General features: G+C 63.0%; 16 protein-coding genes and 1 tRNA gene. 5 read left to right on the plus strand and 12 right to left on the minus strand.

Going from position 1 to position 16,738, the window contains the following annotated elements:
• Nucleotides 1-85: 85 nt before the first annotated feature.
• Both QM694_RS10855 and QM694_RS10860 read left to right on the plus strand, forming a co-directional pair.
• Nucleotides 86-688, plus strand: a complete 603-nt coding sequence (locus QM694_RS10855; RefSeq protein WP_415006949.1) for a hypothetical protein — start codon at nucleotides 86-88, stop codon at nucleotides 686-688.
• A 62-nt stretch (nucleotides 689-750) separates the two neighbouring features.
• Entirely contained in the window at nucleotides 751-1,695 is a 945-nt protein-coding gene (locus QM694_RS10860; protein WP_415006950.1) for an alpha/beta fold hydrolase, read from the plus strand.
• Here QM694_RS10860 and QM694_RS10865 read toward each other — a convergent pair.
• Nucleotides 1,692-2,150: a J domain-containing protein gene (locus QM694_RS10865; protein ID WP_415006951.1), complete on the minus strand. Its 459-nt coding sequence runs from the start codon at nucleotides 2,148-2,150 to the stop codon at nucleotides 1,692-1,694. The two genes, QM694_RS10860 and QM694_RS10865, sit on opposite strands and share 4 nt — an antisense overlap.
• A 122-nt stretch (nucleotides 2,151-2,272) precedes the next feature.
• Here QM694_RS10865 and typA point away from each other — a divergent pair, with 122 nt between their 5' ends.
• Nucleotides 2,273-4,105 (plus strand): translational GTPase TypA, encoded by a 1,833-nt coding sequence (gene typA, locus QM694_RS10870; protein ID WP_415006952.1) that lies wholly within the window; start codon nucleotides 2,273-2,275, stop codon nucleotides 4,103-4,105.
• 156 nt (nucleotides 4,106-4,261) lie between these two features.
• Here the strand turns inward: typA and QM694_RS10875 are convergent, their stop codons facing one another.
• Together QM694_RS10875 and QM694_RS10880 are read right to left on the minus strand one after the other, a co-directional pair.
• Nucleotides 4,262-4,870, minus strand: a complete 609-nt coding sequence (locus QM694_RS10875; protein ID WP_415006953.1) for a hypothetical protein — start codon at nucleotides 4,868-4,870, stop codon at nucleotides 4,262-4,264.
• Nucleotides 4,867-5,499, minus strand: coding sequence for a hypothetical protein (locus QM694_RS10880; RefSeq protein WP_415006954.1), 633 nt, complete (start codon nucleotides 5,497-5,499; stop codon nucleotides 4,867-4,869). The genes QM694_RS10875 and QM694_RS10880 overlap by 4 nt, the downstream gene beginning before the upstream one ends.
• On the opposite strand from QM694_RS10880, the gene ppa reads away from it, so the two are divergent.
• Nucleotides 5,498-6,028, plus strand: a complete 531-nt coding sequence (ppa, locus tag QM694_RS10885) for an inorganic diphosphatase (RefSeq protein ID WP_415006955.1) — start codon at nucleotides 5,498-5,500, stop codon at nucleotides 6,026-6,028. The genes QM694_RS10880 and ppa overlap by 2 nt on opposite strands.
• 20 nt (nucleotides 6,029-6,048) lie before the next feature.
• Here ppa and folD read toward each other — a convergent pair whose 3' ends face one another.
• Genes folD through QM694_RS10900 form a run of 3 tightly spaced genes read right to left on the minus strand, consistent with a single transcriptional unit; the run spans nucleotide 6,049 to nucleotide 7,539 of the window.
• On the minus strand, nucleotides 6,049-6,927 hold the full coding sequence (folD, locus tag QM694_RS10890; protein ID WP_415006956.1) for a bifunctional methylenetetrahydrofolate dehydrogenase/methenyltetrahydrofolate cyclohydrolase FolD: 879 nt from the start codon (nucleotides 6,925-6,927) through the stop codon (nucleotides 6,049-6,051).
• A complete protein-coding gene (locus QM694_RS10895; protein WP_415006957.1) occupies nucleotides 6,911-7,252 on the minus strand; it encodes a DUF167 domain-containing protein in 342 nt (113 codons plus the stop codon). Before QM694_RS10895 ends, folD begins: the two co-directional genes overlap by 17 nt.
• On the minus strand, nucleotides 7,249-7,539 hold the full coding sequence (locus QM694_RS10900; protein WP_415006958.1) for a YggT family protein: 291 nt from the start codon (nucleotides 7,537-7,539) through the stop codon (nucleotides 7,249-7,251). Before QM694_RS10900 ends, QM694_RS10895 begins: the two co-directional genes overlap by 4 nt.
• Nucleotides 7,540-7,646: 107 nt before the next feature.
• Here QM694_RS10900 and QM694_RS10905 point away from each other — a divergent pair.
• Nucleotides 7,647-7,722 (plus strand) — tRNA-Ala (locus QM694_RS10905).
• Nucleotides 7,723-7,751: 29 nt separating this feature from the next.
• Here QM694_RS10905 and QM694_RS10910 read toward each other — a convergent pair.
• Genes QM694_RS10910 through QM694_RS10935 form a run of 6 tightly spaced genes read right to left on the minus strand, consistent with a single transcriptional unit; the run spans nucleotide 7,752 to nucleotide 16,700 of the window.
• Nucleotides 7,752-10,775 (minus strand): aminotransferase class III-fold pyridoxal phosphate-dependent enzyme, encoded by a 3,024-nt coding sequence (locus QM694_RS10910; RefSeq protein ID WP_415006959.1) that lies wholly within the window; start codon nucleotides 10,773-10,775, stop codon nucleotides 7,752-7,754.
• A 25-nt stretch (nucleotides 10,776-10,800) separates the two neighbouring features.
• Nucleotides 10,801-12,108, minus strand: a complete 1,308-nt coding sequence (locus QM694_RS10915) for an aspartate aminotransferase family protein (protein ID WP_415006960.1) — start codon at nucleotides 12,106-12,108, stop codon at nucleotides 10,801-10,803.
• Nucleotides 12,108-12,995, minus strand: coding sequence for a branched-chain amino acid ABC transporter permease (locus QM694_RS10920; RefSeq protein WP_415006961.1), 888 nt, complete (start codon nucleotides 12,993-12,995; stop codon nucleotides 12,108-12,110). Before QM694_RS10920 ends, QM694_RS10915 begins: the two co-directional genes overlap by 1 nt.
• A gap of 4 nt (nucleotides 12,996-12,999) precedes the next feature.
• A complete protein-coding gene (locus QM694_RS10925; RefSeq protein ID WP_415006962.1) occupies nucleotides 13,000-13,701 on the minus strand; it encodes an ABC transporter ATP-binding protein in 702 nt (233 codons plus the stop codon).
• 30 nt (nucleotides 13,702-13,731) lie between these two features.
• Nucleotides 13,732-14,889 carry an ABC transporter substrate-binding protein gene (locus QM694_RS10930; protein ID WP_415006963.1) on the minus strand — a complete coding sequence of 386 codons (1,158 nt, stop codon included), beginning with the start codon at nucleotides 14,887-14,889 and terminating at the stop codon, nucleotides 13,732-13,734.
• 17 nt (nucleotides 14,890-14,906) lie between these two features.
• Nucleotides 14,907-16,700 (minus strand): ATP-binding cassette domain-containing protein, encoded by a 1,794-nt coding sequence (locus tag QM694_RS10935; RefSeq protein ID WP_415006964.1) that lies wholly within the window; start codon nucleotides 16,698-16,700, stop codon nucleotides 14,907-14,909.
• Nucleotides 16,701-16,738 lie beyond the last annotated feature (38 nt).

Genomic DNA, 16,738 nt, shown 5'->3' on the forward strand with positions numbered 1-16,738 from the left:
GTTCCGATCTCTTGTAACAAGACTCTGGCGCCCGGAATTCTTCGGGCGCCAAACGGCCCGTAAAGTTCTTTTTGGGGGAACTGCCATGACACATCGCGCCCTGTTGGCGCTCCTCGCCTTAAGCGTATCGGCGGGCCTTCTCGTTTCGCCGGCCGAAGCGCGCAAGCGTTATTATTACTATGGCGCGCCCTACCCCGCCTATTATCCCAACCAGCCCGGCTTCATCCCCGCCGATCCATACATGCGCTATTACAGCGACCAGTATGACGCCGAGCAATATGGCGATGACGATGATGACCAATATGGCAACAACGGCTTCGACGAGGATTATTACCAGCCGAAACTGAAGGCGGCCAACCGCAAGGCGAGCCCGGCGCAGATCGAATCCTATTCGCGCAGCAAATCCGCCAAGCCCGTCGAGCAGGCGAGCCGAACCGTTGACGATGCGCCCACCGGCTCCATTTCCAAGAAGCCCGTGACCAAGCCTGTGGCGGCGGTGCCCGCCACGAAACCAGTGACTTGCGACAAGGCTACGTCCATCGTGCAAGGGTATGGCTTCAGCGGCGTGAAATCGACAAGCTGCACCGGCTCGACCTATGCCTTCGCGGCCACCCGCGACGGCAAGAACTACACGATCAAGCTCAACGCCAAGAGCGGCGAACTGACAGACGTCCGCAAACTGCAGTAGCGCCAAAAACTCCCGGCTTTTCCCGCGCCCCGGCCTTCGCTACAGAAGGCCGGGGCGTTTTCATGCAACTTCATCCAACCGCCGACAATCCCGCGCCGCCGGGCGCCGTGTGCCACTCCGTCGCCTCGACGGGGGGGGTCTATGTGCGCGCCATGTATGCGCTTGTGGACAATCCGCGCGGCACCGTCGTGCTGATGGGCGGCCGTGGCGATTTCATGGAACGCTATTTTGAAACCATGCGCGACCTGATGGCGCTGGGCTTCGCCGTGGCAGCCTTTGATTTCCGCGGACAGGGCGGTTCTGACCGGCTTCTCGATGACACGCGCAGGGGCCACATCCGCGACTTCGCGCATTTCGCGGAAGATCTGGAATCGGTGATGTCCGCCGTGGTCGAACCCTATTGCCCGGCGCCCTACTATGCCCTTGGCCATTCGACCGGCGGCGGCGTGCTGCTGCTGGCGCTCCGTCACATGAAATCATTCCAGCGCGCCGCCGTGATCGCGCCGCTCATCGATTTGAATTACCAGGGCTGGCCGCGCCCGGTGGTTTCGGCATTGGTGGCGCTGTTCAACGGGCTGGGGCTGGGCTGGGCGTTCCTTCCCGGCTACCGGCGGGGACCCTTGGGGAGAAAAGATTTTCCCGGCAATCCGCTGACCTCCCATCAAACCCGCTGGGACAGGGATTCCGGCATTCTCGAGGAATACCCCGCACTCGGCACCGGCGGGCCGACCTTCGCGTGGCTCAGGGCCGCGCGGCGTGCCACCAAAACGCTTGGCGCGCTGAGCCAGAAATATCCCCTCACCTGCCCGGTGATGATCGTGGCGGCGGGCAAGGAACGGGTGGTGAGCATGGATGCGATGCGCCGCTTCGCCGCCCGCGTTCCCTACGTCTCGCTGGTGATGATCCGCGAATCCTTGCACGAGGTGCTGGCCGAAACCGACGATGTGCGGAACCAGTTCCTCGCCGCCTTCGATGCCTTCATCCGCGCCGGTGAAGACGAGGCTTAACCGCCGATCTGCTCATAGGCGAGGTTGATGCGCACCAGCATGGCGGCGGCATAGTCGGTCATTTCCTTGGGGAGATCGAGCGTCGCCATGCGGTCGGGATGATAGCGCTTGGCCTGTTGATGATAGGCGGCCCTGATGGCCTCGGGCGAAGCGCCCCGCTCCACGCCCAAGACGGCATAGGGATCGAAATGATTCTTGTCGGTGGTGCGGCGCTGCTGGTTCAACTGGTTGATCTTCGGGACGTCGATCAGGTCCACCCGGCGGATCGCATGCTTGGAGATGAAGGCCTGCCGGTTGTCGGAATCCATCACATCAATGAAATGGTCGGCATTGTTGATGGCTTCCGAGAGCTTGCCCGACAGCGGCAGCTTGACCGAGACCGTGGAGGTCGATCCGTCATTCAGCATGATGGCGATCAAGGCACGGCTGATCTTGTTTTCGGCGTTCGAGAACATCAAATTTCCCCGGAAAGCGCCAGCATGGCGAAAAGCCCGCAAACAACCGTTAAATTGCCTTTGCAGAATGAGCGTGCTAAGCGGCCCCGCAATTCCCACAGTTAAGAAAGTCTTGGCGCCACATGAATTTGCGCAACATTGCCATCATTGCCCACGTCGACCACGGCAAGACCACCCTGATTGACCGCCTGCTGTCGCAGTCCGGCTCCTTCCGCGACAACCAGAAGGTGGCCGAACGCGCCATGGATTCGAACGATCTCGAGCGTGAGCGCGGCATCACCATCCTCGCCAAGGTGACGTCTCTGGTGTGGAAGGACACCCGTATCAACATCGTTGACACGCCGGGCCACGCCGATTTCGGCGGCGAGGTGGAGCGCATCCTGAATATGGTCGACGGCGCCGTGCTGCTGGTGGACGCCGCCGAGGGCCCCATGCCACAGACCAAATTCGTGCTGCAGAAAGCGCTGAAGATCGGCCTGAGGCCTATCGTCTGCATCAACAAGATCGACCGCCCCGACGAGCGCCACAACGAGGTGGTGAACGAGGTGTTCGACCTCTTCGCCAATCTCGACGCCAATGAAGAGCAGCTCGATTTCCCGATCATCTATGGCTCCGCCAAGCAGGGCTGGATGGCGACGAATCCTACCGGCCCCCAGGATAACATGGCGCCGCTGTTCGATCTGATCGTCAGCCATTTCACGTCGCCCCCGGTTGAGGAAGGCCCCTTCCGCATGCTGGTGACGACGATTGAGTCCAATTCCTTCCTTGGCCGCGTGCTGACCGGCCGCGTGCGCTCCGGCCGCATCAAGGCCAACCAGCCCGTCAAGGCGCTGGCCCGCGACGGCAAGGTCGTTGAACAGGGCCGCGTGTCGAAGGTGCTGGCCTTCCGCGGCCTTGAGCGTACGCCCGTCGATGAGGCGGAAGCGGGCGACATCATCGCCATTTCCGGCCTCACCACCGCGACGGTGGCCGACACCATCTGCGATCCTTCGGTGAGTGAACCGATCGCCGCGCAGCCCATCGACCCGCCCACCCTCACCATGACCTTCCGCATCAACGACGGCCCGCTGGCCGGCAAGGAAGGCGACAAGGTGCAATCCCGCGTGATCCGCGACCGCCTGCTGCGCGAGGCGGAAGGCAATGTGGCGCTGAAGGTGACGCCATCCGAAAACGAGACCGACGCCTTTGAAGTGGCGGGGCGCGGCGAATTGCAGCTCGGCATCCTGATCGAGACGATGCGCCGCGAGGGCTTTGAACTGACCGTGGGCCGCCCGCGCGTGGTGTTCAAGATCGACGAGGCAACCGGCGAAAAGCTCGAGCCCGTCGAGGAAGTCATCATCGACGTCGACGAGAACTATACCGGCGTCGTGGTGCAGAAGCTCTCCGAGCGCAAGGCCGAGCTCAAGGACATGCGGCCCTCGGGCGTGGGACGCCAGCGCATCGTGTTCCATGCGCCGACCCGCGGCCTCATCGGCTATCAGTCGGAGCTTCTCTCCGACACGCGCGGCACCGCCATCTTCAACCGCCTGTTCCACGGCTATGCGCCGCATTTCGGCGACATTCCCGGCCGCCACACCGGCGCTCTGATTTCCAACTCGGATGGCGAGGCGGTGGCCTATGCGATCTTCAACCTGCAGGATCGCGGCCCCATGTTCATCGAACACGGCACCAAGGTCTATCCCGGCATGATCGTCGGCGAGCACACGCGCGGCAATGATCTTGAGCTCAACGTCATCAAGGGCAAGAAGCTCTCGAACGTGCGCGCCGCCGGCAAGGACGAGGCGCTGATCTTGACGCCGCCCATCCGCATGTCGCTGGAAAAGGCGCTGGCCTATGTGGGCGAGGACGAGCTAGTGGAAGTGACGCCGAAGTCCATCCGCCTGCGCAAGACCATCCTCGATCCCAACGAGCGCAAGAAAGCCAGCCGCATCAAGGAAGCCGAGAGCGCGGCGTAGTTTTTACTTATGTCACCCCGGCGAAAGCCGGGGCCCAGGCTTGGCCGCTGGCGTGCCGGTTGACAGTCTGGGTCCCGGCATACGCCGGGATGACAGATATAATCGGCGCCGTTACTCCTTCTCCATCTCCATGCAGGAGATGAGATCAATAAGGATTCACGGCGTGGTTTGCGCGCAGGGCGTATTCCACGTTGACTGGTCCTTGCGTTCGCCTTCACCGTCCAACCAGGACGGCACATCCCTGAAGCAATTGAACGCTTGAGACCGGTGATCCGCAATGTCACGCGCCTGCGTCATCGCATCGGGCAAGGCGGCACTCACGGTCGCAACCCGGCAGGAATTTCCGGCTTCGATCTTTGTGATGACGATGAATGGCTTGGCTTCGGCCATTTGGCCGCCATCCCACCAGACGCTCCAAAGCTGAAGTGCCGCAAACGCCTTGCCGCCCTGCATGCGCCATTCAATGCCCGTGTCGGCATAGTTGAAGCCGTTGATCGTCTGCCGCGCCGCGCAATGATGCACCGCATCGGCCCCAAACGCCGTCATCTGGTGCCGGTCAATCTCGGCGAAATAGACAGGCACCGGCTGGTCCTTCGAACACAGCCATCCTCCGGCAAATTCTCCATCCTGCTTCGCCACCTGCGCGCACGTATCGCTGTTGAACTCCGAAACGGTACTGGTGATGTCTTGCGCTCTGGCAGCGAGGCTTGTCATCAGTGAAGCGATCAGGCCGGACAGCAGCAGAGCCTTTCGCGCACCGGTCATTCCTTCTCCATCTCCATGCAGGAGATGAGATCGATGGGCGGCGGGCCGATTTTGGAATCGACGGTGGGCGTGTCGGTCATGCAGTCGAAATCCGGCGCAAGCGCATCGGCTTCCTCGCGCGCCACGGCGTTGGCATTGGGATAGGAGCCTGCCACATAATGCGCGTGGCAGGATTCGCCTTGCTTGATGGCGGTGATGACGAGCCATGTGGAATGCCCGTCGCCTTCCGGGTTTGACACGCTCCACCGCTCGATGGCCGCAAAGGGCTTGCCGTTGCGGATGCGCCATTCGACGGGGCTGAGCGGCGTGTTGAAGGGATGGAAGGTCTTGCGCATGGCGCAATGTTTCATCGCGTCCTTGCCTTTGCCGAAGGCGGCCGATCCCCGGTCGTCGCTTTCCGAAACGATGATGTCCACGCCGCCAACGCCCTTGCAGGCCCAGGTTCCGGCGTAGACATATTGGTCGCCCTTCTCGATCAGGCGGCAATCCTTCTCCGGATCGAATTTGGAATAGGCGCCTGTCACCTCCGCGGCAGGGGCCGCAGCAGCCCACAGGCACAAGAGCGATGACAGCAGCAGGCGTCTCATGGCATGAGAGTGCCACGCCACCTGATCCGAAGGAAGCCCCATGCGCATCGACGCCATCTCGATTGGAAAGAACCCGCCCGAAGAAGTGAACGTGATCGTCGAGGTGCCGGTGGGGGGCGAGCCGATCAAATATGAGATGGACAAGGAAGCGGGCACGCTGGTGGTGGACCGCTTTCTCTATACCTCGATGCGCTATCCCGGAAACTACGGCTTCATTCCGCACACCCTGTCGGGCGACGGCGACCCGGTGGACGTGCTGATCGCCAACCAGCGCGGCATCATTCCGGGCGCCGTGGTGGCCTGCCGCCCGGTTGGCGTGCTCAAGATGCAGGATGAGGCGGGGGGCGATGAAAAGATCATCGCCGTGCCGACGCCCAAGCTCACGCGGCGCTATGAGAACGTGCATAATTATACCGACCTGCCGGAAATCACCCGCCAGCAGATCGAGCACTTCTTCGAGCACTACAAGGATCTCGAGAAAGGAAAATGGGTGAAGGTGATCGGCTGGGGCGACTCGAAGGAGGCCGAGCAGATGATCCTCGAAGGCATCGCGCGCGCGAAAAAGAAATAGCCTCTCCGCGCGCCGCGCCTTTACATGGCCGGGGCCGCAATGCCCTTGATGGCCGACGCCGCGCGCACCGTGTTGTAGAGCAGGCAGGCAATCGTCATCGGCCCGACGCCGCCCGGCACCGGGGTGATTGACCCCGCGACTTTTTCGCAGGACGCGAAATCGCAATCGCCCACCAGCTTGCCCTTGCCATCGCGCTCAATGCGGTTGATGCCCACGTCAATCACGCAGGCGCCGGGCTTCAGCCAGTCGCCCTTCACCATTTCAGGACGGCCCACGGCGGCGATCACCAAATCGGCGCGGCGCACGATGGCCGGAAGATCGCGGCTTTTGGAGTGGCAGATGGTGACGGTGCAGTTCTCTGCCAGCAGCAATTGCGCCACCGGCTTGCCGACGATGTTGGAGCGGCCGATCACCACCGCTTCCAGCCCTTCGAGCTTGCCCAGCGCATCTTTGGCCAGCATCACCGAGCCGACCGGCGTGCAGGGCACAAGCGACTCCTGCCCCGTCGACAGGCGGCCGACATTCACCACATGGAATCCATCCACATCCTTGTCGGGCGAAATGGCGGTCAGCACCTTCATGGAATCGATGTGTTTGGGCAGCGGCAACTGCACGAGAATTCCATGCACATCCGGATCGGCGTTGAGCTTTTCGACCAGCGCCAGCAGATCGGCTTCCGGCGTTTCGGCGGGCAGTTTGTGCTCCCAGGAGTTCATGCCCACTTCCACCGTCTGCTTGGCCTTGTTGGCGACATAGACCTTGGAAGCCGGATCCTCGCCCACCAGCACCACAGCGAGGCCGGGGGTGAGGCCATGCTTTGATTTCAGCTCCGCGACGGCCTTTGCGATGCGCCCGCGCAGCCCTTCGGCATAGGCCTTTCCATCAATGATCTTCGCCATGTGAGTTCCCATTTCCGTTCGTGAGTTCCGCGACCCGTTCCTCGAGCCGCGTTGATTGGCCTTCGAGCAGCAGCACCTTTTGGCGCTCGGTTTCGCCCGAGGCCAGCGACAGGCGCGATTTGGGCACGCCTGCCCATGCCGCCACCGTTTCGATAACCGCCCTGTTGGCGCGGCCCTTGTCCGGCGCCGCCGTGACCTTGACGGCCAGCGACACGGCACCGCTTGCGTCCCGGTAAAGCCCCGTCACCTCATCGCGCGATGATTTGGGCGTGGCGCGCACAGAGAGCAGCAGGCCGCCCTTCCCCGGACGGAGCGGCGAGGTCATAGCAGGGTGAAATAGGCGTAGACGACGAGATAGCGTACGAACTGCAGGCCGATCAGCAGGATGATCGGCGAAATGTCGATGCCGCCCAGATCCGGCAGGATGCTGCGGATGGGGGCCAGCAGGGGCTCGGTGAGCCGCCTCAGCGCATAGGCCACCTGCCGCACGAAGGGATTGCCGAGATTGATGATGTTGAAGGCGACCAGCCAGCTCATGATCACCATGGCGAGGATGATGTAGAAATAGATATCCAGCAGGGTGAGGATGAGCCAGAGAATGGGGTTCGTCATGGGAAGGAAGCCTCGGAATTGTCTGCGCCCCATGTAGAGAGCGAAGCCTCCGCAAGCAAGCTTGACGGCGGGAAGACCCCCGCTTAAAAGCGGCACCGTTCCAGCGGGGGGCAGTAGCTCAGTTGGGAGAGCGCGGCGTTCGCAATGCCGAGGTCAGGGGTTCGATCCCCCTCTGCTCCACCATGTTCTTCAAAATTTGACCCGGCCTGATCTCATGCATTCAGCGCGTGTTCGAGCGCGTCCAGCATGATGTCCGCTTCCGCCATGCCGAAGCTCATCGGCGGCTTGATCTTCAGGACATTGTCGAACGGCCCGTCCGTGGAGATCAGCACGCCCGCGTCCCGCATGGCGTTGGAGATGTTGGAGGCTTCCTGCGTGGCGGGTTCCAGCGTGGCGCGGTCACGCACCAGTTCAACGCCGAGGAAAAGCCCTTCGCCCCGTACATCGCCGATCAGACTGTGCCGCGCGGCAAGCGCCTCAAGGCCGGACTTAAGATGGGCGCCGGTGGCCAGCGCCTTGGCTTGCAGGCCTTCGTCCTCCAGAACGTCGAGGACCGCCATGCCCACGGCAGCCGACACGGGATTGCCGCCGAACGACGAGAAGAATTCCATGCCGTTGGCGAAGGCTTTGGCAATTTCCGGCGTGGTGATGACGGCCGCCATCGGGTGGCCGTTGCCGATCGGCTTCCCGAGCGTGACGATATCGGGAACAAGTCCCTGCGATCCGTGCGCCCACATGTGATGGCCGACGCGCCCGAAGCCGGTCTGTACTTCATCGACAATGACGAGCCCGCCTGAGGCGCGGACAAGCTCCGCCGCCGTGCTGAGATAAGAATCGGGAAAGAACACCTGCCCGCCGCAGCCCGAAATGGCTTCGGCGATCAATGCCGCCGGGCCATGGCCGGTGCGTGAGCGGATCACCTCGATTTTCTCCGCCACCGAGCGCGCATAGGCCTTGCCGCTGTCCGCGCCGTATCCCTTGAAGCGGCCGCGGTAAGGATCGGCGAGTTCGGCAATCTCCACATAATCGGGCTTGCCGCGCCCGCCTTTGCGGTTGAACTTGTAGGGGCTGACATCGATCAGGCCATTGGTGTTGCCGTGATAGGCCCAGTCGAGCGTGACGGTTTCGCGGTAGCCCGTGACGGTGCGCGCCATGCGCAGCGCCAGCTCATTCGCCTCCGATCCCGAGCAAACGAGATAGACCACCGATAGCGGCTTGGGAAAATAACCGGCCAGCCGCTCCGCATAGTCCAGAATGCCGTCATGGAGATATCGCGTGTTGGTATTGAGGACATAGGCCTGCCGCGCCATCGCCTCCACCACGCGGGGGTGCGAATGGCCGGCATGGCAAATATTGTTCACACCATCCACAAAAGCGCGGCCCGTGTGGTCGTAAAGATAGGAGCCCTGCCCGCGCACGATCTTGAGCTTCTTGCGATAACTGATGGACAGGGACGGCCCGAGGCGCTCCGCCCGCCGCCTGAGCAGGAGATCGGGCGGCGTGGCGTCCGCGTGATAGCTCTCCGGCGCCAGCCGCAGGATGAGGTTCGGGTCCGGCGAGATGCGCGACCACAGCGGCCACAGCGAAGGCTGGCCCACGCCGTGAAACTCTCCGGTTTTCCCCAGCCGGTCGGTGATGACCTGGAAATGCAGATGCGGCGCCCATCCTCCGTTCACGGAAGAATCGCCGATCGACCCGATCTGCTGCCCGGCCTCGACAGACTGCCCCTCCTGCACCATCGCCAGCGACTCGCGCGAGAGATGGCCATAAAGCGTCCAGAACAGCGGGCCGCCATGCCCCGCCTCATGTTCCAGAATAATGGTGGGGCCATAATCGAAGGCAAGCGCATTATCGACAGCACTCAGCACGCGCCCGGCCAGCGGCGCGAGGAGCGGCGTTCCGGCGGCAACAAAAATATCGGTTCCCAGATGTTGAGAGCGCCACTCAGGCGACGCGGGCGTGCTGAACTGATCGCCCTTGTAGACATCGCGGTTTTCGCCATAGAGGCCGATGGCGAAGCGCGCGCCCTGCTGCGCCATGAGGTTTTCCAGCCACGCCCAATAGGCCTGCGGATCGCCCGCATGCTCCATGCCGGGCGCATCGGCGGTGAGCGACAACAGGCACCTGCCCGACCTGTTGAGATCGAAGGGGAACATGGGCGCGGGCCTGCACGCGACGGACGCGAGCCACGCGACAACCGCATCATGCTGTGGCACCGGATCGAGGCCTGCGGCATGGCGCGCGAAGGCGGCGAGAAAGGCGGGGTTGGTCTGGTCGAGCCGCTCCAGCAGCCGGAATGCCGGTGCCTGCGAGACGAGCAGATAGTCATTGTCGGGAAATTCCTTGCCGCGGTGCGAGGAAATGCACACGCTCATGGCGAGCCGCGCGGCCACCAGATCGAAGAGAATCTCCGCCTCATCGCCCTCGACCGGAAATTGCCGCGCATAGGCGCCGATCAATGCCGAAGCCGAGACATAAATATCCTTTGCATCCAGAAGCGCGTAGGCCAGCGTGACGGCGAGTTCATTGATCTGCCGCCCGAAGGTCATGTCGCCGAAGTCGATGAGCCCCGTGACGGCGGGAGAGTCGCCCGCGCCGACAATGATGTTATTGTCGTTGGCGTCCTGATGCACGACTGCGCCGCGCAACAGGGGAAGGCGCGGCAGCGCGCGCGCCTCATAGCGTGCGAAAATGCGACCCACCAGCGCACGCCGGTCATCGGCCACATCCGCAAGCCACGGCTTGACCGCCAGCGCCTCATCGAGATTCCACAAAAAGCCCGGGCGGTGCGCGGCGGGATGGCCGAAGCCGCGCAGCGCCCGCGACAGCCGCCCCATGAATCCGCCGAGGCTCGCCAGCAGCGGACTGCCGCCCTGCACGGCGGAATAAAGCGGACCGGGAAGATAGCTCAGCAGCCTGACGGCGTGGCCCTGCCAGTGCACAATCCCCTCAAGCCCCGCCGATGCGATGACGCGCGGCACGCCGAGCGCAGGATCGCTCACCGCAACGTGGCGCAGCACGGCATTTTGCAGCGCGAGGAAATTCTCATCCTCCGCCGCATTGGCGATCTTCAGCACATAGTCGCCGCCGGGCGATACGACGCGGAAGTTCTGGTCACGCTCGCTCACCAGTTCCTGCAACGTACCGTCGATCCCGTAATCCCGGCGCAAATACGCGGCGGCGGCTTCGGCGGACAGCGAAGGCTTGGGCGAATCAAAGACCGACATCTCGTTCATGGGGCAAGTCCTGTGCAATGGCGGGCTACCAGCCCGCGAATTCCCTGATGGCATCATCACTGACGAGACCTCTTTCCACATCGCCAATGGCGCGATCAAGAATGGAAACGGCCTCATCCGCTTCGGCGCGGGTAAGAACGAGCGGCGGCGTCAGTTCGAGAACATTGGAGTCGAGTCCGACATAGTAAAGCACAAGGCCAAGCTCATAGGCCCGGAACACCGTTTTCGCAGCCAATGCTTTTGCCGGTGTTTTCCCGCCTGACACAAGTTCCACGCCGATCGCCAGACCGCGGCCACGCACGTCGCCGATGGACGGGTGATTCGCTTTGAGGCCAGTCAAACCTTCGAGCAGATGGAGGCCAACATTCGCTGCATGTTCGGCGAGGCCTTCCTGCTCGATTGCCTCCAGCACTGCCAGCCCCGCTGCCACCGAAACCGGATTGCCGTGCAGCGTCTGCATGGAAAAGGCGGTTGCGTGATCCATGATGCTGCGTGGCCCGATCAGCGCCGAAAGCGGCAATCCGCCGCCCAGGCCTTTTCCGAGGCAGACGAGATCTGGCACGAAGCCTTCGTGGCGGAAACAATGCAGAAGGCCGGACCGCCCCAGCCCCACCTTGACCTCATCCGAAACGACCAGAATTCCGTGCTGGCGGCAGAGCGCCACCAGCCTCCGCAGGAATCCCGCCGGCGGCACGATGAGGCCGCCATCGGACTGGATCGGCTCGATGAACAGCGCGCCCACCTCCTGCGGCGGCAGGACTGTGGCGAATTGCTGTTCGAGATCCGAGATCACGTCTTCGCCGTCTTCCCCGTGAAAGGAGCGCGGATAGGCAATCAGCGTCAGCCCGTCGGCGCGCTGCGCGTGGGACTGAACGGTGTGGCCAGAAATCGCCATCGAACCCGCCGTTCCGCCGTGATAGGCGCCGCGGAATGCAATCATGCGGCGGCGGCCCGTCGCCGCAGCAATGGCGCGAAACGCCGTTTCATTGGCGTCAGATCCCGAATGGCCGAACCACACCTTGTGGTCTTTCAGTTCAGGCAGCGATACGAGGAGGCGTTCGGCAAGGTCAACCGCGCCGCGATGCGTGGCCGAGAGAATGCTTGCACCGGCCGGATTGGCGATGGCCGCAGAGACGGCCTTGACGAGTGCGGGATGCCCATAGCCCAGGCTGGCGGATCCCCACGCCGCGGAAAGATCGAGAAGCCTTGCGCCGCTTTCGTCAATGACATGCGCGCCGCTGCCGCCCGTCAGCGCAAGCGGAAAGAACCGCAGCTTCTGGAGCCCGGCGATGGACGCCGCATCCCGCGCATAGATCGAGTTTGCGCCGCTCATCAACTGCGCCGCGACACGGGTGCCGGGATGAGGCCGTCAGGCCGCCAGATCAGAATGAGAATGACGAACCCCAGCACGAAGGCATCGCGGAAAGGCAGTGCCGCTTCGGGAAGGAAGGCCTGAAAGAGAACCTCGAGAATGCCGAGCGTAAAGCCGCCCGCCACAGCACCACTGAGAGAACCAAGCCCCCCGATCACCGCTGCGACGAAGGCTTTGAGCACCGGAACGAAGCCCATTAGCGGATCGACCGATCCGCGCTGCGCCACCCACAACACCGCCGCGATTCCGGCCAGCGCGCCCGACACGGCGAAAGCCACGGCAATCACCCGGTTGGCGCGGATGCCCATGAGCCGCAGCACCTGAAAATCTTCTGCCGCCGCGCGCATCGCCTTGCCCAATGTGGTGCGCCGCAGGAACAGCGACAGCGCCACAAGTGACAGCACCGTTGTGATGATCGACAGCAGCGGCACCACGCCCACGTGGAAAAATCCGAGATCAATCGCGCCGGACAGGGCAGGCGGAAGCGGCACCGCCTTGGAGCGCGCCGATATGCCGTTCTGGAACAGAACACGAAGGATGGCCGACACGGCAAAGCTGGTGAGCAGAAGGCCCGTCACGTCGGCTTTGCGCATGGGGCGGAAGGCGAAACGCTCGGTGAGGAGCGCCGCAACCGTGGCGAAGAAAATCGCGGCGGCAAAGGCGAAGGGAAACGGCAGCGCCGCCGCGATGGAAAAGAACATGCCATAGCCCGCCACCGTCATCAGCTCGCCATGCGCGAAATTGATGAGCGACACGATGGAAAAGACCACGGCGAGGCCGAGCGCGAGCAGCGCATAGATGCCACCAAGGCTGATGGCGTTGATGATCTGCTGCAGAAAAATATCCATGCCGCTACTCCGCGAGATAGGCCTGTTTCACGAGATCGCTTTGCGCAAGTTCGGAGCCCGAGCCATGCAGGACGATCTGCCCCGTCTGGAGAACATATCCATAGTCGGAAATCTCCAGCGCCCGCGAGGCATTCTGTTCGACCAGCAGGATGGTGAGGCCCTTGGCTTTCAGGCTTGCGATCAGATCGAACACCTTGTCGACGATCAGCGGCGCCAGGCCAAGTGACGGCTCATCGAGAAGCAGAAGCCGGGGGCCCGACATCAGCGAGCGTGCGATGGCCAGCATCTGCTGCTCACCGCCCGACAGGAGGCCGGCGGTCTGGTGAAACCGCTCCCTGAGAATGGGAAAGCGGTCCAATTCCTCTTCCATCCGCTGCTTCAGCGCATCACCGCCCGCATGCGCAGCACCTCCGAGATGCAGATTTTCAGCCACCGTGAGGGACGGAAAAACCCGCCGCCCCTCGGGCGTCAATGAAATGCCGCGCCGCACGATATCTTCCGCCGGCTGCCCCGAAATGGTTTGGCCCTCGAAGACAATCGACCCCGTGGACGGGATCAGTCCGGTGATGGCGTTGAGCGTTGAACTCTTGCCGGCCCCATTGGCGCCCAGCAGGACGATGATGGACCCCTTGGGCACGGAGAGGCTGACGCCTTTGACGGCGGCAACTTCTCCGTACTTCACGTTCAATCCTGAGACCTCAAGCATGGGATTTCCCGGCAGGACAGCGCCCCGCCATCAAGGCTTGGGAACCTCCGCCGGATCGGGCGTGGCGGTGAGCACCAGCTTGCGCTTTCCGCCCTCGATCTCGACCAGCGTGATGTCGCGGCTCGGCATCCGGTTGGTGCCGGCATAGGTCACCTTTCCGGTCAGCACCTCGACGTCTTTCAGATTGGCCAGCGCATCGCGAAGGGCCGGTCCGTCGACGGTGCCCGCGGCCTTCACGGCGGCATCTAGAATGTAGGGAATCTCATATCCGGTGGCGACATAGACCGTCTCGGGCAAAGCCCCGGTCGCAGCCTTGTACTTCTCATAGAAAGCACCGAGCTTCGATCCCTCGGCGGGGAAACCCGCCGTGGTGTGGACGATGCCGTCGGCAATGGCGCCAAGCCCGGTTGTCGTCGGGCTGTCGATGCCATCCGAGCCGAGCACCGGTGCCGTGACGCCAGCCCCGCGCAGCTGCTTCAGGAAAGCGGGAAAGTCTGGCTCATAGGCCGCTGTCATGATGACATCGGGTTGCGGATTGAGCGCCTTGATCTTGGTGACCTCGGCGGCGAAATCCTGCTGCCCCATCGTATAGGTGCCTTCGCCTGCGAGCTTTCCGCCCTTCTTGGTGAACACTTCCGTGAAATATTCCGGCAGGCGCAGCGTGTAGGCGCTGTCGGGTGACTTGAGGATATAGGCCGTTTTGTAGCCTTTCTGGATCGCATATTCCGCCAGCAGCGTGGCCTGGCCATTGTCTGCCGGATAGGTGCCGAACATGTAATCGCCCACCGCGTCGGTGATGGTCGGCGTGGTGCCGCAGAAGGTGAGCGTCGGAATCTGCGCAGGCTGACTGATCTGGCCGGCGGCGATTGAAGGATCGGCGTCGCAAGGCGTGATCAGAACCTTCACGCCATCCGCCACCAGCTCCTGCGCCGCCTGAACCGTGGCGGCGGTATCGGTGCGGGTGTCCTTGATGTCGAGCTTGATCATGTATTTGCCGCCAAGCCCGCCCTTGGCATTGAGTTCATCGACCGCCATCTTGAAACCGGCCAGCGAGGGCTGGTCGGCAAAGGCCAATCCGCCGGTCTGGGCTGTCGCCAGGCCAATGGTGACGTCATCGGCCATCGCGGCACCGGAAAACGCAGCCAGCGCCATGGCGCCTGCCATGGCGGAAATCCTCAAAGTCTTCATTCCTGTTTCCTCCTGTTTCAGTGTTTTATTCGCCGGGTTCCGATATAGGCCTCGATCACCGCCGGATCGTTGCGGATCTCCTGCGGCGTTCCTTCGGCAATCTTCTGCCCCTTGTTCAGCACCACCATACGGTCCGACAGCCGCATGATGAGGCGCATGTCATGCTCGACAACCAGAAGGCCGATGTTGTGAGCGGCGCGCAGGTGCTCCAGCGTGCCGATCAGGTCATCGGTTTCAGCCGGGTTCATGCCGGCCGCCGGTTCGTCGAGAAGGAGAAACCTGGGCTCCAGCGCCAGCGCCCGCGCGATCTCAAGCCGCCGCCTGTCGCCATAGGCGAATGAACCGGCCAGATGCCCGGCGCGCCCCTGAAGCCCAAGCTGCTCGAGCCGCGCCATCGCCAGGCTTCGGGCTGCTGCGCCATCATGACCCTTGGCAAGCGCCGCAACGGCGACATTTTCAAGCGCCGTCATGCGGTCGAAGAGCCGGATGTTCTGGAAGGTGCGGCCAAGGCCGGCAACCGCCATGCGGTCTGGCCGCTCGCCCGTAACCGTCTTTCCCTCGATGACGACATCGCCCTCGGTGGGTTTCGCCTGGCCGCAGATGATGTTGATGAGCGTTGTTTTCCCCGCGCCATTGGGGCCGATCAGACCTGTCACCTTGCCGGCGGGCACGGAAAAACTGATGTTGTCCAGCGCCACCAGGCCACCAAACCGCATCGTGACGGATTTGACCTCAAGGGCGGCACCCGGCGGCTGCTCGATCTTCGGAGTGGGGCTTGCCGCAATCACTTGTTTCGGCCAGTCGGGCCCAGCCTCCGCCAGCCCAACAAGGCCCAGAGGCCTCCGCCAGATGGTGAGCAGCAGGGCGAGCCCGATACCAAGCTGCGGCAGGCCGAAGATGCCGGGCACCGCCACAAAGCCGAGGTCAACGCCGGTTTCGGCATGGCGGAGGATCTGCACCACGGCGGCGAGCAGAATTGTGCCCGCCACCGCACCCGTGACCGTCAGCATGCCGCCGACGATCAGCATGGCGACCAGCGTGAAGGTGAGGTCGAAATAGAAATCCTTGGGCGAAAACGCGCCGAGAAAACCGCCATAAAGCGCGCCCGCCACAAGCGCCAGCGTGATGCTCAATGTCCACCCGGCGTGCCGCGACGCCCGCACATTCACCCCCGTGGCCGCCGCTGCAATCTCGTTTTCACGCGCGGCGCGAAGCCTGAGGCCCAGCGGCGTTTCCTTGACGATCCGCGCCACGAGAATGAACAGTGCCGCCACCGCAAATGCAACGCCCACGGTGGTGAGGCGGGGAACGCCATAGAAGGTCTGGCTGCCGCGGGTGAAATCCCTGGCGCCGATCAGCGTGACATGGATGATGATGAGAAAAGCCAGCGTGCCGATCGCCGCCGAACCTGTGGAAAGCCGCGCCAGCGGAATGCCGGAGAGATACCCAACCACAAGGCCGAGAAGCGCAACGATGAGCAGCGTTGAGAAAAGAGACAGTTGATAGCCTTGAAGCCAGGCCGGAAGCTGGGGAAGAGCGGAGGACTGCACGGCCTTCGACATGGTGAGTATGCCCGCCGCATAAGCGCCGATGCCCATGAAGGCGGAGTGCCCGAAGGAGACGATGCCGGAATTGCCGCTGAACACCGCCAGCGCCAGCACGGCTGAAATCTGCAGCAGCACGAGCGTGGCGATGTTGACGCCGGCATTTCCGAATCCGAGCGACACGGCAAGCGCGAGAATTCCGACCGCCGCGATCAGCAGCGCCGCACTGGTCCATGCGCGGGCGGGAACTCCGGTCCAGAAGGACATTGCGAAACCTTGGTTATGGAATTTTCAGCCTAACACGC

Source organism: Aestuariivirga sp. (assembly GCF_047602625.1).
Lineage (GTDB): Bacteria > Pseudomonadota > Alphaproteobacteria > Rhizobiales > Aestuariivirgaceae > Aestuariivirga.